Raw genomic sequence first — 18,348 nt, 5'->3', positions numbered from 1 at the left:
AAATTATCTTGATCCTATTTCCTTTTCTGTAATAAGTATTCCCTCAATGAATATACGGAGGTTATATAAATGTATGAGTTTCAAAATCAACTTCAAATGTTGAATGTAGACGATTTTCAGGTAAGCCAGCCAATTCATTGGGATCAAAGCCAGTTCCAGCCAGGGTATTCTGCTGACGATTCCCGACTCATTGGTTTCGGTTTTGGTTGTTTTGGTTGCCTTGGTTGCTTTATTGGGGGCTGTGGGTTCGGTCGTTGTGGAGGTTGTGGTCGTTGCGGTGGTTGCGGTCGCTGCGGTCGTTGCCGTTAAGAGTTCAGGTTTTCTAAAGAGAAGGAGATGTCCCTGCATTGATGCTGCAGGGACTGTTCTTTGAGGTATTAGACATAAGAGACAAATTGTCATACATAGGATAAAAGTGAAGTGCTGAAGGAGAACCCAGAAAAGCTTCGGGTTAGGAGGACCGGAATGGAAAATATGACCCCATCTATGCGTCTGAAAGTGAAAAGGGACACGTTTTTTCTCCCTGGACCAAACAGAGGTGTATATTTCAGGAACAACATAAGTTCGTTCCGTATGGAGGGCAGTTCAATTGTTCAGTGGGTTGAAAAGCTATTACCGATGTTCAATGGGCATCATACATTAAGTGAATTAACGAATGGATTGCCTGACCCATATCGGAATCGTGTGATGGAAATTGCCAAGGTTTTATACACGAATGGGTTTGCTCGGGATGTGAGTCAGGATATTCCTCATCATTTAAGTGATCAGGTTCTTGATAGATATGCTTCCCAAATCGAGTTCCTGGACAGTTGCGGCGATTCCGGGGCTTACCGTTTTCAAACTTATCGAGAGGGAAAGGCGTTGGCTATAGGATCTGGCCCATTGTTCCTTTCATTGGTGTCCTCGCTGGTCGAATCCGGATTGCCCACATTCCATATCCTCATTACGGACACGGTACCGACCAATAGACGAAGATTGAAGGAAATCGTTGAACATGCGCGTAAAAGGGACGAAGAGGCGGCCATAGAGGAGGTCGTGCTGGAGAAGAGAGCGGGGAATGAATGGCAGGAGATCACCCGGCCTTTTGACTCGATATTATATGTGTCACAGGAGGGTGATATAGGGGAATTAAGAGAACTTCATTCAGTTTGCAGGCAAGGGAAAAAGGTTCTGTTCCCTGCATTGGTCATCAATCAAGTAGGCCTGGCTGGTCCGCTTGTCCATCCTGATTCCAAGGGGTGTTGGGAGTCAGCGTGGCATCGTTTACATCAAACTGTGCTGGAAAAGAATCAGGCGTCTTCTTCTTTTTCCTCCACAGCCGGAGCGATGTTAGCCAATATAATGGTGTTCGAGTGGTTTAAAGAGGCTACAGGTGTTACTACAGCAGAACAAGCCAATCAATTCTATCTGTTGGATATGGAAACGTTGGAGGGAAAATGGCATCCATTCATTCCACATCCGGTGGTGATGGGAAAAGGGGCCGCTAAATGGATTGAAGATTTTGATCAGCGGCTCGAACAGAAATCGGGCAGGGGTGAGCCTGGAAAAGTGTTTATGCATTTCAGCCGGTTGACATCGGCGGAATCCGGAATCTTTCATAGTTGGGAGGAGGGAGATTTAAAACAGCTGCCCTTGGCTCAATGCCGCGTTCAGGTTGTTGATCCGTTGTCGTCCGGTCCGGCCGAACTTCTGCCTGATATTATCCGTTCAGATCTGACGCATGAGGAAGCGAGGAGGGAAACCGGCCTAGCGGGGGTTGAAGCATATGTATCCCGAACACTCAGCCAGCTCGTATCGACTCTATCTCCGCTTAAAGGAGCAGCGGAAATAAAGGAATCCATCGGTGTCGGAGCAGGGGAAACATTTGCTGAATGTGTCTGCCGCGGGTTGCAAAGCAGTTTGGATGCAGAGCTTGGAAATAAGGAGTTCAACGAGGAGAATCTTGTGGCAGTGCAGTTGGCAGAGGTGGATGATGAACGCTGCCGGTATTATTTACAAGCATTGACCCGGCTGCAAGGAGATCCAATCATCGCGTTGGGTGAGGATGTGTCCGGTTTCCCTGTAGTTTGGGCAGGAACGAGCGACGGCTGGTCCGGCGCTGTCGGTTTGAATGTAACGATCGCAATACGGAACGCGTTGCAAAAGGCAGTTATGAAAGTCCAAAATCAGACCGTTTGCCTCACAGCTCCAGATTTAGTGGCAACGCCTGTTCTTAAGGAAGAAATACCCTTGAATCTTGTGATTCCTTCGTGCGAGGTAACGGGGAATTCCGAGATATTAAAGTCCGCCCTTCAAGTCTTGAAGAAGAATAAGAAGCGAATCTTCGTTTTCGAATTAGAACAGGAACCTTTCTTGAAGGAAGAACTGGCAGGTGTGTTTGGGGTGTTTTTGCGAGAGGAGGAATCAGGGTGAGAACTGACGTATTGGTTGTCGGGGAAGGAGTGTTGGCCGACCATGTTCATGGGGACCTGTCCGGCCAATATCAAGTCAATCGCCAAACCGATTTCGAATTAGGAATACCGAAAACGACGGCCATAGTCCTTGTGCTGCAAGATGCTTGGAATCCCGCTGTCCATCAAATGGCGGAAGAGGTGATAAGGGCAGCGGGCATTCCATGGCTGCGGGGTTTCGTATCATTTGGAGAGGGAGTGGTAGGTCCGCTGGTACGCCCGGGTATTCCGGGATGCTCACAGTGTGCAGACCAAAGGCATCTCATAGCTGGGCGTGATCGTAATGAAATGTGGGGAATCCGCAAGCAACTGCTAGAGAATGGAGGGATACAGCGTGATGCGGCTGCATCCCGCACAGGCCTTTTGCAGATGGCACACCTGATTGGGGCAGAGGTAAAGAAGGTGATGAAAGGAGAGCACGCCCGTTCGGAAGGACGTGTCTCAATAATCAACATGAAAACCCTGAATGGTTCGTGGCACTCGTTTTTACCTGATCCATTGTGTATGGTTTGCAGCCAATTACCTGATGACTCGGAGGATCGTGCGAGGATTACGTTACAGCCAAGTCCGAAAGTAAGTCCCGACAGTTACCGAACCCGTTCAACGGAAGATCTGAATGAAGTTCTGGCCAAGGATTACTTGGACCACCGCATAGGATTCTTGAATAATAAAATGATTGACCTTGTGCCGCCTTTTGCCGATGTAAGTGTTAATTTGCCTTTGTTCATAGGAGATGAGGGGGCGGCAGGCCGGACTCTCTCATACGCCGTCAGTGAGATGACTGCCATATTGGAGGGCTTGGAAAGATACTGCGGATTGGAGCCCCGTGGCAAACGGACAGTCATGCATGACAGCTATAACAACTTGAAAGAGCATGCGCTCGATCCCATCAAGATAGGAGTACACTCGAAGGAACATTATGCACAGCGGGATTTCCCGTTTCAACCGTTTGATCCTGACCGCTCGATTCGTTGGGTATGGGGCCATTCATTTTTGCAAGAGCGGCCGATCTTGGTTCCGGAATTGCTTTCTTATTACAGTTTGGGCTGCGGAGATGGATTTGTTTATGAAACTTCCAATGGCTGTGCTTTAGGGGGAAGTTTGGAGGAGGCCATTTTCTACGGCATTATGGAAGTGGTGGAACGTGATTCGTTTTTGCTGACCTGGTATGCGCAGTTGCCTCTCACACGTCTTGACCCTTATTCTGCAAATGACAAAGAACTGGAATTGATGCTTGAGAGGGCAAGGGCGGCAGGTGGATATGATATCCACTTGTTTAATTCGACCATGGAACACGGTATACCAAGCATATGGGCATTGGCAAAAAATAGGAAACGAAAAGGATTGAATATCATATGTGCGGCAGGGGCTCATCTGGACCCGGTCCGGGCGGTAAAAAGCGCGGTCTTCGAGTTAGCAGGCATGATGCTGACCCTTGATGATAAATTGGAAGAGAACCAGGAGGAGTTTGAGAAAATGCTATATGATTCCTCACTGGTACGGCAAATGGAGGATCATGGCATGCTGTACGGTTTGCCGCAAGCGGAAGAGCGACTGCAGTTTCTGTTGGATGGTGACCGTCCAATGCGGACGTTTGATGAAGAATTCAAGCAAATGCCAAAGCATGCGGACTTGACCGATGATCTGCAGGACATTCTTCAGGAGTTTCGGCGATTGAAACTAGAGGTGATCGTGGTGGATCAGACGACACCGGAAATTGAACGGAATGGATTACATTGTGTGAAAGTGCTGATCCCGGGGATGCTGCCGATGACATTTGGGCATCATCTTACACGGATAACAGGAATTGAAAGAATACTGAGGGTTCCGATGGAACTTGGATATGCTGACCGGCCGCTTGAATTCGAACAGCTCAATCCGCATCCGCATCCTTTTCCATAAGCGGTGACTTAGGAGGTAGAAGGATGAGTCTAGAAGCGTTTCTGTACAATTTGCATTTTGATATCGAAAAGGCAAGTCCGCCGGATTGGGAAGTGGATTGGGATGATGCACCGCTAAAGTATAAGCTTTATCGTGACTTGCCTGTTTTTCCACTATCGCTGGAGGTGCCGCTAACGCTTGAGGGGTGCAACGGGCCATCCAAGCAGGACCCCAAAGGAATCGGTCATTTTCTCTGGTATGCATATGGCCTGACTCAAGTCAGTCAGTCACTGAGTTCCTTAGGGTCTGAGGACCTCATGCAGTCATTCCGGCGTTTTCCTCCATCAGGGGGAGCTTTGTATCCAAGTGAATTGTACGTGTACTTGAAGATGGATGAATTGCCTGCTGGCATATACCATTATGATGTGGCACACCACCGGTTGGTATTGTTGCGGGAAGGGAATTTTGATTCATATTTAACTAAGGCTCTTGGTGAAACCTTTGATATGTCTGCAAGTTTTGGAACGGTTTTTGTATCGACTATGTTTTGGAAAAACTTCTACAAATATAATAATTTTTCATACCGTCTGCAAGGGCTTGATGCGGGCGTTCTCATTGGACAGTTGCTCGAAGTGGCGAAACGGTTTGGAATCGCAACTGGAGTGTGCTTCCAATTCCTTGATCGGGCCATCAATCACCTTCTTGGGCTTTCGGATGAGGAGGAAAGCACATATGCGGTGATCCCCTTATCGGCAGACACCAAATTTTGGTGTGCTGATAAAAGGAATAGTAACGGACCTGTCACTTCTACAGAATTATGCAGGGAGTTGACGGGCATTCAGCCTGAACACTATGTTCGGTCGCAGAGGATCAGAGAATTTCCGATGTTAACTAAACTGAATGAAGCATCCATGATCGAGTCCACCCAATCATTCCAGCAAATCAATCCAAAGGATGGGGCGGAATGCGAAGGAAAAGTGATAGCACTTCCAATCGTAAAGCGGTTGTCCTATGATTTAGCATCAGTTTGCCGAAATCGATTTTCCCCTGAAATGGACTTCGTTCTAGGGAAAGTCAGTCAACTGCAACTGGCGGCACTCCTGCAGGAGGCAAGCGCTTCGTTCTCTTATCGAAATGATTTGGATGGAACAAATGAGAATAACGAACATCGCGTTTCCCTATACGCTTGTTTGTATAATGTGGAAGACATTCAAGATGGTGCTTACCATTATGACAGCACGACACATTCATTACGACAGATACAACCAGGAGATCATCGGCTCCGATTGCAGTACGGAATGTCCTTGGATACCATGAATTTTCAGCAAGTGCCAATTTGCATACATGTAGTTGGCGATCAGGATCATTCAAAAACGCAACTTGGATATAGAGGATATCGCATCCAGCACATGGAGGCGGGGATGCTCGTCCAGAGATTACTAATAGCGTCGTCAGCCCTTGGAATGAACGGGCACCCGCTGCTCGGTTTTAATGTAAAAATGAGTGATGAACTATACAAGATCAGTGGTGGTCCTCAAGGAAAAACGAGCCTGATCCAAATCCCGATCGGCCATTATCGGAATCGTCCCTGGCTGAAGGGAAGTTTGCATAGTTAAAAAATGTAACTATGGCCTTCATTCCTTTTAAAGAATGGAGGCCGTTTCTATTAATGAGGAAAAACGAATATTAATAAAAAACCTGGAACTTGAAAAATGGTACAGCTTCCATCCTAAGAGTGCAATAATCCCGGCCGAGGATTATACTGATATTAAAGGTTTTACCATATAAGGGAATGAATAAGTAAATAATAAAGCTAATAATTTGAAACGCTTTTAACAAAACCAATTTAAAGGATGTAGCTTATGGAATGGAAAACGGATAGAAAATCCAAGGAGCCTTTATATAAACAAATAGCTGGTTATATTGAGAGTGGTATTGCTGATGGAACATTTTTACTAGATAAGCCGTTACCTTCTGAGCGCTTCTTGGCACATGAACTGGGGGTTAACAGAAGTACAGTTGTAGCAGCTTATGATGAATTGGAAGCAAATGGGTTAATTGAACGAAAAAAAGGAAGCGGAACGATGATCAGCAAGGATATATGGGGAATCAACAGAAAACGTATGCCTAGTTGGAATAGATATATCGAAGCTGGTTCATTTTTACCTAATTTGCCGGTAACCCAAAGAATACGGAAAGAAACGGAAGGGAATAATCTTATAAACTTAGCTAGTGGGGAGGTATCAGAAGACTTATTTCCGGTCCAATCCTTACGTGAAATCATTTCGAATAGGTCCTTTATTGGTAGTTTAGGTTATGATCACCCCCAGGGCAATGCAGTTCTAAGGGACACAATTACTAATCATGTTAAACAGTATAGAAAAATTGATACTCATCCATCTTCCATACTAATTACCTCTGGTGCACAACAAGCCATACACCTCGTTGTCCAATGCTTGTTGAAGCCAGGCGATGCCGTTGCATTGGAAGATCCATCCTACAGTTACAACCTTCCCATTTTTCAATCCGCAGGACTAAGAACTTTTCTTTTACCAGTTGATAAGGATGGCATCAACCCAGAGGATTTACTGGCACTACATAAAAAACATCGAATCAGGATGATATTTTTGAACCCTGTTTTTCAAAACCCAACAGGAACTGTACTTCATATCAACCGTCGTAAAAGGATTCTAGAACTTTCATCCGAATATGGAATACCGGTTGTAGAAGACGATCCTTATAGTTTAACTTCTTTTTCTGGTGAAAAAATCTCTACTCTTAAATCGATGGACAACAACGGAAATGTTTTATATATAAGCTCTTTATCAAAAATTGTTGCTTCTGGCTTAAGAATTGGCTGGATAATAGGACCGAAACTAGTTATAGAGCGACTGTCTGATGCTAAGCAACAGGTTGACTTCGGTCATGGCTCATTCACTCAATGGATAGCAAACGATTTTCTTGAATCAGAGCATTTCCCTACTCATATTACCTACTTAAGAGGGCAGCTAGAAAAAAGAAGGGATGCAATGGTATCAAGTCTTCAACAATTTCTAAATAACAAAGTTGAGTATTACTCGCCAAATGGTGGTATTCATTTGTGGTGTAAGTTGAAAGTACGATTAAACGAAATACAATTACTAGAGGAGTCTATCAAAAGAGGAGTCATTTACGTTCCCGGGTCAACATTGGGAACAAACAAGGAATATATTCGCTTTACCTTTGCGAGAGAAAACGAGGAGTCTATCCACGAAGGAATCAAAAGATTTGCAGATGCTGTAAGGAGTTTATAGCTGTGTGCTCAATTACTCTTGAATGAATCATGACAAAGTCATGATTCTTTTTTTTTGTCTGCAAGTTAGGACACTGCACTTTTCTTTATATATTATCGAAAGAATTCAACAAGTGGATGGTGGAAATTTCACTTGATTGGATGGTCCTAAAATTGGTTGTTCTTTTATTATAGAGAAGAAGGCTTTTTCTAATATATTTACTCAGTAAACACGAAGAGCGATCTACCTGACCATTTAATTTTAATCTGCAAATTAAGAACGATTTTTTATGTAGTTATACTACGATATACGATAAAAATCGGAATAATTTGAAATGGTTCAAGGAAATGGATAATAATATTGGGAGGCGTTGAATCATGACGATAAGTGTAATATTAGTGGTAGCCATTAGTTTAGTTGCTCTGGTTGGTACCCTTTCATTAACGGGGAAGAGTGATAGTGATTATTCTGCAGCAACGAGAGGGAATTTGTTGAACCTTAGTTATATTTATATTGGTCTTGCCCTAGTATTAACTGTAGGCATCATCTACTTCGTAATAAAATTAGCTTAAGATACCACGTGAATGATTATTATAAAAATGTATAGAAATAGAGGCTTAATTGTATAAAGGTCATGTTTTGTTACGAGTGATTTACAAGACATATCTCTATTTGTGAATTTGTTCACATATTTGGCGAAAATGTGAACGAAAAGAATCTGAAAGATACCTGAAAAAAATCACCTTTGTAAGCTGAGTGAACAATCAAATGAGGCTTTTGACATTTATGGATAAATTAAAACAATAAAATATATTAATAGAGTCTGATTATGCTTTGTGTTCCTTCAAGTACAAAAAATGAAACGGTCACTTCAAAGAAAAACTGACCGTTTCATTTAATAACGTAGCGGAGATGATGAAATATGACATTGCCTGTTTTGATTTTGACAATTCTCTTAGGCTTGGTAAAACTATTAGTTACCTGTCTTCCAACCGATACAGTGAATTGGATTATCAGTAAATTTAAACTTCATTCAGAACTTAGTGACGCGAATGCCAACATAACCATTGACGGAAAACGCTTGGAAGGTGAAGACAAAATTCAAGTTATTAATTATTTCAACAAAGCGATATTTTTGAAAAAAAATCATATATTCCCAGGGAACGAGCATTTGTTTTTGAAGCCAGAGAACAGTGGGACTCCATTAGTCATTGATACTAAAAGAGGCAAAAAGGATGTTAGGTTATTTGTGTACATTTACAACGACCATATAGATGTAGTCAAACAGTACAAGAATAAAGTAGTTGCGTATAGTCTTCTTTCCGAGAGCCTCCAAGAACGTTCTATGCCAGTAATAAGGGATATAGTTTAAAAGGAACATAAAAAAAGACTGTTTCTAAAAATGAACTGCACCCCAATTGTTAGACACGATCTAACAATTGGAGTGCAGTTTTTTTATGGCAAAGTATTCATTTGATCTAAAACGTTCATCAAAAAAATCAAATTAGGATTTTCAACAGCTTATTATATTTCAAAATTGAAACAATGAAAAAAAGCCATCATGCATTTGATGACGATTTCTCCACTAGCCCTGTGGTTCGCTCATTCAGCTGATGGTGATAATCGGTAAAAACGGATTTATGAGCTCTGTTTGTAGGACATACTATTATCATTCTGCCGTTCATCATCCGTGTGATTTTTCAAGCGGATCAAATTTTGACTTTTTCATTGAAGAAGCTGCTGAGAGCCTTGGAGGATCGAAGCAGTGTCAGCATCTGAATCGGAAACGTACTTACCTCAGCGCTACCAGAACGCCTCATGGGCTTGCCTTATTTCACAAAACGATAAAGGAGGTAATGATGGATGGCTTTATTCACTTTACAAGATATATCTGTAGCTTATAACAAACAGAATATATTAGAGGATTTCAACCTTGAGATTGAAAAAGGGAAACTGGTATCCCTTCTTGGACCGAGCGGCTGTGGGAAAACGACGACCCTGCGTATAATTGCCGGGCTTTTAAAAGCGAACGAAGGGAAGTTTTTATTCAAGGAAAAGGACTATACGAAAGTGCCCGTCAACAAGCGGAATTTTGGCTTTGTGTTCCAAAACTATGCATTATTTCCGCATTTGTCGATATTCGATAATATTGCATTCGGTCTACGGCTGAGAAAGAATTCTAAAAGTGAAATCGAAAAGAAAGTAATGAATGTACTCGAAATTGTCAATTTAAAAGGATTTGAAAAGAGATACCCCAAAGAGCTTTCAGGAGGCCAAAAGCAACGGGTTGCGATTGCCAGGGCGCTGGTGATTGAACCGGACATCCTATTATTTGACGAGCCATTGAGTAATCTTGATGCGAACTTAAGGGTGAATATGAAAGTCGAGATTCGCCGTATCCAACAAGAGCTGGGGATTACAACGGTATATGTTTCCCATGACCAGGAAGAATGCTTTTCGATATCCGACCAGGTAGCGATCATGAATAAAGGGATCATCGAGCAGCATAGTGATCCTGCGACCATTTACAAATATCCTGAAACCAAATTTGTCGCAGACTTCATCGGCTTTAAGAACTTCATTGACTTCGATAAGCGGACGGATCATGAAGGTACAATTGAACTGAACAAGTCTGGCTACTCATTTGTCCTGCACAAGGATGCACAGATGACCAATTCAACTGGAAAAATAGGTGCTATCAGGCCCGACAATCTGTTAATCAGGGAAAAAGATAACGCTGGAGCGGTTCTGGAAAATAGTTTATCTGGCAGAGTCAAGGTGAGTACCTATCTGGGAAAGAGCTATCAATATGTCGTTGAAACTCCAATAGGGGATTTCACTGTGAACAAGGAAATGGCGGAATCCTATCGGACGGGTCAGGAAATCATCCTTGAAATTCCAAAAAACCAGATGGTGCTTGTTGACTAGCTTAGGAGGGGAAGTTATGCGAATGGATATGCTTGTAAGAGATATCAACGTGTTTAACAGCTATTTTAAAAGATTTATTAAATGCTGCCATCAAGAATGGAAGGTTCTATTATATCGGAGAACGGGAATTGGATGCCTTCGAGCCGGATAGAATCGTCGATGGGCCGGGGAAGTATATGGTTCCAGGTCTGATCGATATCCATCTCCATATTGAAAGTACGATGGTGACACTTGGTATTTCTGCTTTGTCACCGATGATGTCATGACCGACTCTTTCCAAAACAGAGGACATCTGAATGTCCTTTTAAAGAAAGCCATTCAAATGGGGATGACTCCTGAAAAAGCCATTTATGCATGCACCTATACACCTAATCCCCTATTCTTACAGTTCTGAAATTCCATTTTGGGTGCTGGGAAATGTTGATTTGATGGAGGGAGATAGAATCATTCCAAATCCTAATATGGTGATTCATAGTGGTTGCAGGGTGTTGTTTGAGCCAGTGGCGGTTTTTGCAGGATCATTTTTTAAAGCACTTTTTAAATAGCAAAAAAAGATCTTCAAGAAGAAGATTCTTTTTTGCTCTTTGTAATAAATCCTAATACTTCTCCATTATGATTTAAATAAACTTGAATAGGCTTTAATTTAGAGTCTTTTTTTACAGCAAAGGTTACTAATATCGTTTCGATATTGTTAATATCTTTTGTTTTTTTATTTTTGTCAGTAAAAACTTTAAACTCACCACTACTTTTAAATCCAGTAATTTCTCCTTTTTTAGAATCAATTATGTCGTTCTGTAAGGAATCTTCTAGAGACTCATAAGCTGAAATTATTAATTGATTTTGTTCCTCAAGAGTAAATGAATACATATTGCTGGATACCGCATTTTTAGAGGAACAACCCATCATAATAAAAAATATACTTAAAACCAAGATTAATAAGCTTATTAATTTTTTCAATATTTCCACCTCTAATCTCAATTATAAACTTAAATGTATTTAAATGGGATTAATTTGAATTTTTAATAATAGTTTATTTTAAAAATAAGGAAGTTGTTTTTCGTGTCAATCGCTGAATTCGGGCAAAATGAGCCGAATTCAGCGATTTTTAGTCTGGGAAATAACCCCAAAATACGGTCTAGAAAGCAAAAGTAATTTCCGGTTTTTGTTAAAACAAGAATGACATTGAAAAGGGGGTTACTGAAGCAGCCCTGGAAATGCTTCGTTGAGGAAGTTAAAACTTTGGCATTTAGGAATAGAGGGGCAATCGTTAAATCATGGGCTTGGCTGCAATTTTCTTGAATAGAATAATTTATTAATTATACAAAATATCCCTTTTATTTAAAAAAGAAAGGCAAAAAAATGAATTGACTCTTTCTTACTTATATGGTATGTTAATTCCAATCTAAGAAAAGGTGTGGTGTTTTATGTCGGGAGTAGGTATCAACTAATTTAGTTGAATAAGGTATTTGATCACTGATTGGTCAGTGGATTAAGTATGCCTTTTTTCACAGTGCAATCCTGCATTGTGAATACCTACCTTAAGACTGCTTCCTTTTCCATAAATCGTGTAACATGTAGGTGTTACGACGAAAAGCATGGTGGGATTTGTCCTATCATGCTTTTTTGTGTACGCAGGTCAATTTGAGCTGCCTTATTTGTTAACGATTTTAGGTCCTTATTTATAGATAAGGCCGATGCCCGCAGGAGCTTTCTACTCAAATGGCTTGTTCATTTGTAAAGGTAGGGGGACCATTGCGGGCATTTTTTGGATTTGGGAATTTTATTCACTCATTCATTCAAGGAGGAACATTAGATGAATACAATGACTTATGAAAAATTACAATATATCCAACTCAAGGAAATGGTAAAAAATCATTGCGTAAGCGGATTGGGAAAAGCGTTATTGGATCAACTTAAGCCGAGCAGCACTTTGAAAGTCGTTAAAAGTCGTTTGAACGAGACCACGGAGGCAAGGAACTTACTGAATGCGGAAAGTCATATTCCCTTAAAAGGCATTTCACATATTGGCCTCCATATCGACAAACTGGAAAAAGGAATGATTTTGGAGCCGTCAGAGTTAGTGGCGATAGCAGACTTCTTAAGAGGCTGCAGGAATATCAAGAAATTCATGACCGATAAAGAGTTCTTTGCACCAACACTGCATTCCTACGCTCGCTCCATGACTGAATTCAGGAGCATTGAAGAAGAAATCCAATTCACCATTAAAGGAAATGCTGTTGTTTCCGAAGCAAGCAGGAACCTGAAACGGATTAGGAACCAAATCATCCAGACAGAAAGCAAAATAGAGGAACGTCTGAATAAGTTCTTGAAGAGCGGAGCCAATAAAGAGTTCATTCAGGAATTCTTCATCAGTAAAAAGGATGACCGCTACACCATCCCGATCAAAGCCTCCTATAAAAATCAGGTGGCCGGAACGATCGTGGAAGTATCTGCAAAAGGGGCTACCGTGTTCATCGAACCTGCCTCGGTGACGAAATTGAATGTAGAATTAGCGAGTTTAAAAGCTGAAGAATCGATGGAAGTGTATCAACTTTTAGCCACTCTATCCGGCACGATTTACGAGGAACTGAAACCAATCAAAATAAATATAGAACTAATCAGTCAATATGACATGATCTTCGCAAAAGCCAAGTTCAGTAAAAGCATGGATGCGATAGAACCGAAAATCAATGATCATGGTTATATTAAGTTAAAAGGCTGTAAACATCCCCTTTTGCCACAAAACAGTGTACCTTTGGATTTTGAAATCGGTAATGATTATCGCAGCTTGATCATTACAGGCCCTAATGCCGGTGGAAAGACTGTCGTCCTGAAAACAATCGGCATCCTAACGTTGGCCGTCATGTCAGGGCTGCATGTTGCCGGAAAGGAGGGGACGGAACTGGCAGTCTTTGATCAAGTGTTTGTTGATATCGGCGATAATCAAAGTATTGAAAATGCGCTGAGCACGTTTTCATCGCATATGAAAAACATCTCGGAAATCATGGGGGCATTAACCAATAACTCATTGCTGCTATTTGATGAAATTGGGAGCGGAACGGAACCGAATGAAGGCGCCGCTTTAGCGATTGCCATCCTTGAGGAATTTTATCAGAGGGGCTGCATAACCGTCGCGACGACCCATTATGGTGAAATCAAGCGCTATTCGGAAATACACAGTGATTTCATGAATGCGGCCATGCAATTCAATAGTGAAACACTTGAGCCAAAGTATAAGCTGTTAATCGGTCAATCCGGGGAAAGTAATGCCCTGTGGATAGCGAAAAAAATGAATGTCCGTGAAAAGGTTTTGCAAAAGGCAAAGCTTTATATCGGCAATAAAGACTATGACTTGGAGCGTGTCCAGGAAGGTAAAATCAAAAAAGCGAAGGTATCGCCGGTTCCAAAGGAAGCATTGTATGAATTTGAAGTCGGCGACAAGGTGAAGGTAAGTGAACTGGATGATTATGCGATCGTTTATAAGAAAAAGGATTCATATAATAATGTCGTCGTTCTTTTTGAGGATACCTTCAAGGAGGTTCATGCCAACAGGCTCGAGCTTGAAATAAAAGCCGTTGATTTATATCCGGAAGGCTATGATCTGAGTTCTTTATTTGTCAGTTATAAAGAAAGGAAATTGAACCGTGACATTGAAAGGGGATCAAAAAAGGCTTTAAAGAATGTAGCGGCGGATATCCGGAAGAAACTTGGTGAATAACCTGATGTAAAAAACCAACATCGGCAGGGTATGAGTTCTGTATATTTACAGGGCTCATGCTTTTTTTGCCTTCCTTTCCCGTGTGGATTGTAACAAGTCAAAATATTAGAAGAAAAGATTTTAGCAGGATGATCAATCGTTAGGTGAGGTGAAAAAAGTTTGCGGTTTTTCGTAGCTTGAGTTACAATCAATTACGGATATTAAAAGTCTGTAATAGTTTTAATTATGAGGTGCATCTATGAAGTATTCAAAGGCAACCAATTATGCACTACATACAATGGTGCATTTAACGATGGAACCAAAAGGTCAGGCGGTAAGCGTGGATCAGCTGGCGTACATGCAGGATTTGTCTCCGACGTACTTGTCGAAGATTTTGACGAAGCTTGTGAAGGCTGGATTGATTGAATCAGTGCCAGGGGCAAAAGGCGGCTACAGCATTTCACGCCGCGCGCAGGACATTTCGTTTCTGGATGTTATTGAAGCGGTGGAGGGTCAGTCGGTATTGTTCAACTGTGCGTTTGACCATGAAGAAAGCGAGTGTTTAATTGAGCGCGTGATGGTCGAGGCGGAAGGCAACATGAAGAAAGAACTGGCTGGACGAACGATTCAAAGCATTGCGGAGCAGATAGAAAAAAAACATGGTCATGAGACAAAAAAAGAAAAATAAATTTTTTTACACAAATTAAGGATATTAAGGGTCTTTAATAGATTTTATAAAGAAGGAGTGTTTCATATGTTGGATTGTGTAATTATTGGCGGAGGACCTGCAGGACTGAATGCCGCATTGGTCATGGGGCGTGCTGGACGGAAAACAATTTTGTTTGATGAGGATAAACCCCGTAACCGGGTGACACAGGAGTCGCACGGATTTATCACACAGGATGCGGTGAAGCCGTCAGAGTTCAAGAAGCGGGCAAGAACGGATGTCCAGAAATATCCGTCCGTCTCCATTAAGGAGGAGCGTGTGGAGATTATTGAAAAAGCCAGTGGTGTGTTCCGGATTCAAACGAAAGGCGGAACGGATTACATGGCGAAAAAAGTGCTTCTCGCAACAGGTCTTCGGGATGTTTTGCCGGAGATTCCAAGCATAAAGGATGTATACGGAACGAGTGTTTTCAGCTGTCCGTTTTGTGACGGCTGGGAAATGCGGGACCAAGCATTGGCGGTGATTGCAGAAAATGAGCGGGCTTTTCATATGGGAAAACTGCTGTCAAACTGGAGCGGTGATGTAATTGTGTTTACAAATGGCTATCGGATGCTTGATGAGGAGAAGGATATCTTAGCTAGGCAGAACGTGACTGTCGTGGAAGAGAAGATTGAAGGTCTTGAAACTAGAGGAGGGCAGCTGACATCGATCCGGCTGCAAAACGGACAGGAAATCAAAAGGGAGGCAGGGATTGTGGTGACAGACTTGGTGCAGTCTGCTCCTTTTGCGGAACAGCTCGGCTGCGAGATCACTCCAAACGGCGGGATTAAAGTGGATTCATTTGGACGAACAACGGTTGAAGGAGTATATGCATGCGGAGATACATCACTCAGCACGCCTTCTCAGCTGGTGATTGCGGCGGCGGAGGGCAATAAAGCGGCTGCTGGACTCATCATGGATTTAGTTGAAGCTGCATTTCTTTTGGAGGCATAAAATCCTTGATTGCATAAGAGTATTTTTCAAAAGAAAAAGATCTTTTCGTAAAGATTGTTGTTTTTAAAACGAAACTATTTAAGGTTGATTAAAGCGGAAGTATGAGACTCCTGCGGGAGCAGCGGGACAGGTGAGACCACACGTTCACGCTGAGGAGGCTCACCGCCCGCCCCGCGGAAAGCGAGCGATGGAGGAGAAATCAACCACACCGCATTACTTGGTGAATAGCAACAAAGTATGCGAAAACAGCCAAAGAAAAAGAGCTAATATTTGTAAAGGAGATTGAGGCATGACAGAATTCTGGGAATCAAGTTTTATAGAAAATCAAATGATGTGGGGATTTGAACCTTCAGACTCAGCAATCTTGACAAAGGACTTTTTCCTTGAGAATAAAGTTAAGGATATTTTGATTCCTGGTATTGGATATGGCAGAAACGCAAAGGTTTTTATTGATAATGGAATAAATATAACAGGTATTGAGATTTCAAAAACAGCGATTGATTTGGCAAGGCAAAATGGGATTAATTTTAGAATTTTTCATGGTTCAGTAACCGATATGCCTTTTGATAACAAACGTTATGATGGTATATTTTGTTATGCGCTTATTCACTTATTGAATAATCGTGAGAGAGATAAGTTTATTAAAGATTGCTATAAGCAGTTAAAGCCAAACGGATATATGATTTTTACTACTATTTCAAAAGAAGCGCCAATGTTTGGAAAGGGCAAACAACTGGATAAAGACTATTTCGAGATAATGGAAGGGGTAAAAATGTTTTTTTATGATTCCGATTCGATAAAACAAGAATTTGGAAAATATGGATTGATAGAATCTTCGGAAATTGTCGAGCCGCATAAGAATATGGAAAATAAACCTCCATTTAAATTTATAATGGTAAAATGTCAAAAAGAACTATCATAAAAAATCAAAAATAGTGAATTGTTAATTGTTAAGGCTTATGAAGTGCTTACGGATTATCCATAAAAAGGGCATGTTTGATCAATCATTTTTCAACGCATGCTCTTTTCTATTTGCTCGCTGCCGCCGACAAAATGAAGGTAGGCGAACTGTGGACATGCAATCGTTTATAAGAAAAAGGATTCATAGACGATGTCGTGGTTCTGGTTAGTACAAAAAAGCCTATCTAAATGACAGGCTTTTTTGCGTTGTAACGCCAAAAGTCCATTTTACTGATTTCTTTTACTTCTATCATTATATAGATTAATTAATTCTGCATTTTGCTCATTCATTTTTTTCACATTCTTATTAATCGTTGCCAATTCCCATAGTACAGCCAATCCAAAAATTATTATAAGTGTTAAGTAATCCATTATTGTCCTCCCATTGATGTTTTGTACCATAAATTAACTGATTTTTTTTTCTTTCCTTGGATTCAATTCTTCAACATGGGAAGGCAAGTTTTTTCTTTGATAATAATTGTTTTGAATTAAAGCATATATCACTAAAAAAGTTCCCAGTAATTCGAATGATGTAAGTGATCCCCCTTGGATAAAAACAATGGCTAACGTGGTTATTGGAACTAAATTGATAAATAGAATGCCATTAATGGGCGTTAAAAGTTTAATACCTAAATTCCAGCTTAAAAGTGCAATGGCACCCGGGAAAATAATCATGAAAATCATCTCGCCATAAATGGATTCAATAACCTCTGCTGTGGGGACAGGCAGGCCCATTAAAGTTGCAAGGAATGTTACGATTGCAGATACTGTTGTTCCCAAAATACACGTTAAAGTCGAATAGCGGAGTGTTGACCACCCATTAAATTGGTTGCCGCCCATCGTATATATAACCCATCCTATAACCCCAATAAGAATGAAAAGTATAGGAATGATGCTATCTTTCAATAAAAATAGGAATGATAAATTGCCATTGGTAATCACAAGAATGGCCCCGATTAAGGCAAGGAACATACTGGCGATGGTATATTTCATAGGTCTGACATTTTTGAAAACCCACATTATCACAATTGAAATCATAGGCATTAATGATTCCATGATGGAAGCAACGATTACCCCGTTATGGTCCAGTAAGTCTTGACCTGTGAAAATGAGAAAGTTGTATACTGTAAACGCCATCGTTCCAAAAAACAATAATTTCTTTCCTTTCCCTTCCAAGCGAAAAGACTTCGTTCCCTCTTTAATTAAAAGCAATATCCCTAAAATTATGCTAACTGCTAAATATCGCAGAAAAGAGAAATAAAAAGGATCTATATACATGAGTGCCCTTTCTGCAACCGGAAACATAGCTCCCCAAGAAATGCTGGCTGTCAAACATAAAAGTGCACCGATTAAAACTTGATTTTTTTTCAATTTAAAGCTTCCCCTCAAAAAAATAATGATTGATTAAATTCCTATACACACCTTATGATAAAGTCATTATCATGTAAAATGACTTAAAGTGAATATAACCATCATTATTAATGATATTTGGAAAAGGGG

Annotated in this window: 15 protein-coding genes and 1 pseudogene; 12 read left to right on the top strand and 4 right to left on the bottom strand. The window is 41.1% G+C overall.

Features of this window, described 5'->3' with window-relative positions:
* Positions 1-3: 3 nt before the first annotated feature.
* Positions 4-348, bottom strand: a complete 345-nt coding sequence (locus tag ACQKKK_RS09175; protein WP_427615728.1) for a hypothetical protein — start codon at positions 346-348, stop codon at positions 4-6.
* Positions 349-465: 117 nt separating this feature from the next.
* Here ACQKKK_RS09175 and ACQKKK_RS09170 point away from each other — a divergent pair, with 117 nt between their 5' ends.
* The 8 genes and pseudogenes from ACQKKK_RS09170 to ACQKKK_RS09135 all read left to right on the top strand — a co-directional run.
* Positions 466-2,412, top strand: coding sequence for a putative thiazole-containing bacteriocin maturation protein (locus ACQKKK_RS09170; protein WP_427615727.1), 1,947 nt, complete (start codon positions 466-468; stop codon positions 2,410-2,412).
* Positions 2,409-4,352: a TOMM precursor leader peptide-binding protein gene (locus ACQKKK_RS09165; RefSeq protein ID WP_427615726.1), complete on the top strand. Its 1,944-nt coding sequence runs from the start codon at positions 2,409-2,411 to the stop codon at positions 4,350-4,352. Before ACQKKK_RS09170 ends, ACQKKK_RS09165 begins: the two co-directional genes overlap by 4 nt.
* Positions 4,353-4,375: 23 nt before the next feature.
* The gene (locus ACQKKK_RS09160) at positions 4,376-5,947 is read left to right on the top strand and encodes a SagB family peptide dehydrogenase (protein ID WP_427615724.1); all 1,572 of its coding nucleotides are present in this window, start codon (positions 4,376-4,378) and stop codon (positions 5,945-5,947) included.
* 246 nt (positions 5,948-6,193) lie between these two features.
* Positions 6,194-7,624, top strand: coding sequence for a PLP-dependent aminotransferase family protein (locus tag ACQKKK_RS09155; protein WP_427615723.1), 1,431 nt, complete (start codon positions 6,194-6,196; stop codon positions 7,622-7,624).
* Positions 7,625-7,980: 356 nt separating this feature from the next.
* Entirely contained in the window at positions 7,981-8,175 is a 195-nt protein-coding gene (locus ACQKKK_RS09150) for a hypothetical protein (protein WP_061464872.1), read from the top strand.
* 350 nt (positions 8,176-8,525) lie between these two features.
* The gene (locus ACQKKK_RS09145; RefSeq protein ID WP_427615722.1) at positions 8,526-8,975 is read left to right on the top strand and encodes a YfmQ family protein; all 450 of its coding nucleotides are present in this window, start codon (positions 8,526-8,528) and stop codon (positions 8,973-8,975) included.
* A 491-nt stretch (positions 8,976-9,466) separates the two neighbouring features.
* A complete protein-coding gene (locus ACQKKK_RS09140) occupies positions 9,467-10,531 on the top strand; it encodes an ABC transporter ATP-binding protein (protein ID WP_427615720.1) in 1,065 nt (354 codons plus the stop codon).
* 16 nt (positions 10,532-10,547) lie between these two features.
* A pseudogene (locus ACQKKK_RS09135) lies at positions 10,548-10,761 on the top strand (adenosine deaminase); the annotation flags it as partial.
* Between the two features lie 328 nt (positions 10,762-11,089).
* Here the strand turns inward: ACQKKK_RS09135 and ACQKKK_RS09130 are convergent.
* A complete protein-coding gene (locus tag ACQKKK_RS09130) occupies positions 11,090-11,488 on the bottom strand; it encodes a hypothetical protein (RefSeq protein ID WP_427615718.1) in 399 nt (132 codons plus the stop codon).
* 856 nt (positions 11,489-12,344) lie between these two features.
* Here ACQKKK_RS09130 and ACQKKK_RS09125 point away from each other — a divergent pair.
* The 4 genes from ACQKKK_RS09125 (at position 12,345) to ACQKKK_RS09110 (ending at position 16,810) form a co-directional block, all read left to right on the top strand.
* Positions 12,345-14,249, top strand: a complete 1,905-nt coding sequence (locus tag ACQKKK_RS09125) for an endonuclease MutS2 (RefSeq protein WP_427615716.1) — start codon at positions 12,345-12,347, stop codon at positions 14,247-14,249.
* A gap of 238 nt (positions 14,250-14,487) precedes the next feature.
* Positions 14,488-14,916, top strand: coding sequence for an Rrf2 family transcriptional regulator (locus ACQKKK_RS09120; protein ID WP_260286951.1), 429 nt, complete (start codon positions 14,488-14,490; stop codon positions 14,914-14,916).
* A gap of 66 nt (positions 14,917-14,982) precedes the next feature.
* The gene (locus tag ACQKKK_RS09115; RefSeq protein ID WP_427615715.1) at positions 14,983-15,888 is read left to right on the top strand and encodes an NAD(P)/FAD-dependent oxidoreductase; all 906 of its coding nucleotides are present in this window, start codon (positions 14,983-14,985) and stop codon (positions 15,886-15,888) included.
* A gap of 289 nt (positions 15,889-16,177) precedes the next feature.
* Positions 16,178-16,810: a class I SAM-dependent methyltransferase gene (locus tag ACQKKK_RS09110; protein WP_427615713.1), complete on the top strand. Its 633-nt coding sequence runs from the start codon at positions 16,178-16,180 to the stop codon at positions 16,808-16,810.
* Between the two features lie 266 nt (positions 16,811-17,076).
* Here the strand turns inward: ACQKKK_RS09110 and ACQKKK_RS09105 are convergent, their stop codons facing one another.
* Positions 17,077-17,220 (bottom strand): YrzO family protein, encoded by a 144-nt coding sequence (locus ACQKKK_RS09105; protein WP_427615711.1) that lies wholly within the window; start codon positions 17,218-17,220, stop codon positions 17,077-17,079.
* Positions 17,221-17,253: 33 nt separating this feature from the next.
* Positions 17,254-18,219: a DMT family transporter gene (locus ACQKKK_RS09100; RefSeq protein ID WP_427615710.1), complete on the bottom strand. Its 966-nt coding sequence runs from the start codon at positions 18,217-18,219 to the stop codon at positions 17,254-17,256.
* Between the last annotated feature and the right edge of the window lie 129 nt (positions 18,220-18,348).

Origin of the sequence: Peribacillus sp. NPDC006672, assembly GCF_050274955.1 — a bacterium.
Taxonomy (GTDB): domain Bacteria; phylum Bacillota; class Bacilli; order Bacillales; family DSM-1321; genus Peribacillus.
The sequence above is the reverse complement of the archived record's forward strand: the minus strand, read 5'-3'. Positions and strand labels throughout refer to the sequence as shown.

Bases quoted from the DNA above. Each gene is read 5' to 3' on its own strand.
- ACQKKK_RS09110 (WP_427615713.1), top strand. From the start codon at position 16,178: ATGACAGAATTCTGGGAATCAAGTTTTATAGAAAATCAAATGATGTGG.
- ACQKKK_RS09140 (WP_427615720.1), top strand. From the start codon at position 9,467: ATGGCTTTATTCACTTTACAAGATATATCTGTAGCTTATAACAAACAG.
- ACQKKK_RS09120 (WP_260286951.1), top strand. From the start codon at position 14,488: ATGAAGTATTCAAAGGCAACCAATTATGCACTACATACAATGGTGCAT.
- ACQKKK_RS09145 (WP_427615722.1), top strand. From the start codon at position 8,526: ATGACATTGCCTGTTTTGATTTTGACAATTCTCTTAGGCTTGGTAAAA.
- ACQKKK_RS09160 (WP_427615724.1), top strand. From the start codon at position 4,376: ATGAGTCTAGAAGCGTTTCTGTACAATTTGCATTTTGATATCGAAAAG.
- ACQKKK_RS09155 (WP_427615723.1), top strand. From the start codon at position 6,194: ATGGAATGGAAAACGGATAGAAAATCCAAGGAGCCTTTATATAAACAA.
- ACQKKK_RS09125 (WP_427615716.1), top strand. From the start codon at position 12,345: ATGAATACAATGACTTATGAAAAATTACAATATATCCAACTCAAGGAA.
- ACQKKK_RS09105 (WP_427615711.1), bottom strand. From the start codon at position 17,220: ATGGATTACTTAACACTTATAATAATTTTTGGATTGGCTGTACTATGG.
- ACQKKK_RS09175 (WP_427615728.1), bottom strand. From the start codon at position 348: ATGCAGGGACATCTCCTTCTCTTTAGAAAACCTGAACTCTTAACGGCA.
- ACQKKK_RS09170 (WP_427615727.1), top strand. From the start codon at position 466: ATGGAAAATATGACCCCATCTATGCGTCTGAAAGTGAAAAGGGACACG.
- ACQKKK_RS09115 (WP_427615715.1), top strand. From the start codon at position 14,983: ATGTTGGATTGTGTAATTATTGGCGGAGGACCTGCAGGACTGAATGCC.
- ACQKKK_RS09150 (WP_061464872.1), top strand. From the start codon at position 7,981: ATGACGATAAGTGTAATATTAGTGGTAGCCATTAGTTTAGTTGCTCTG.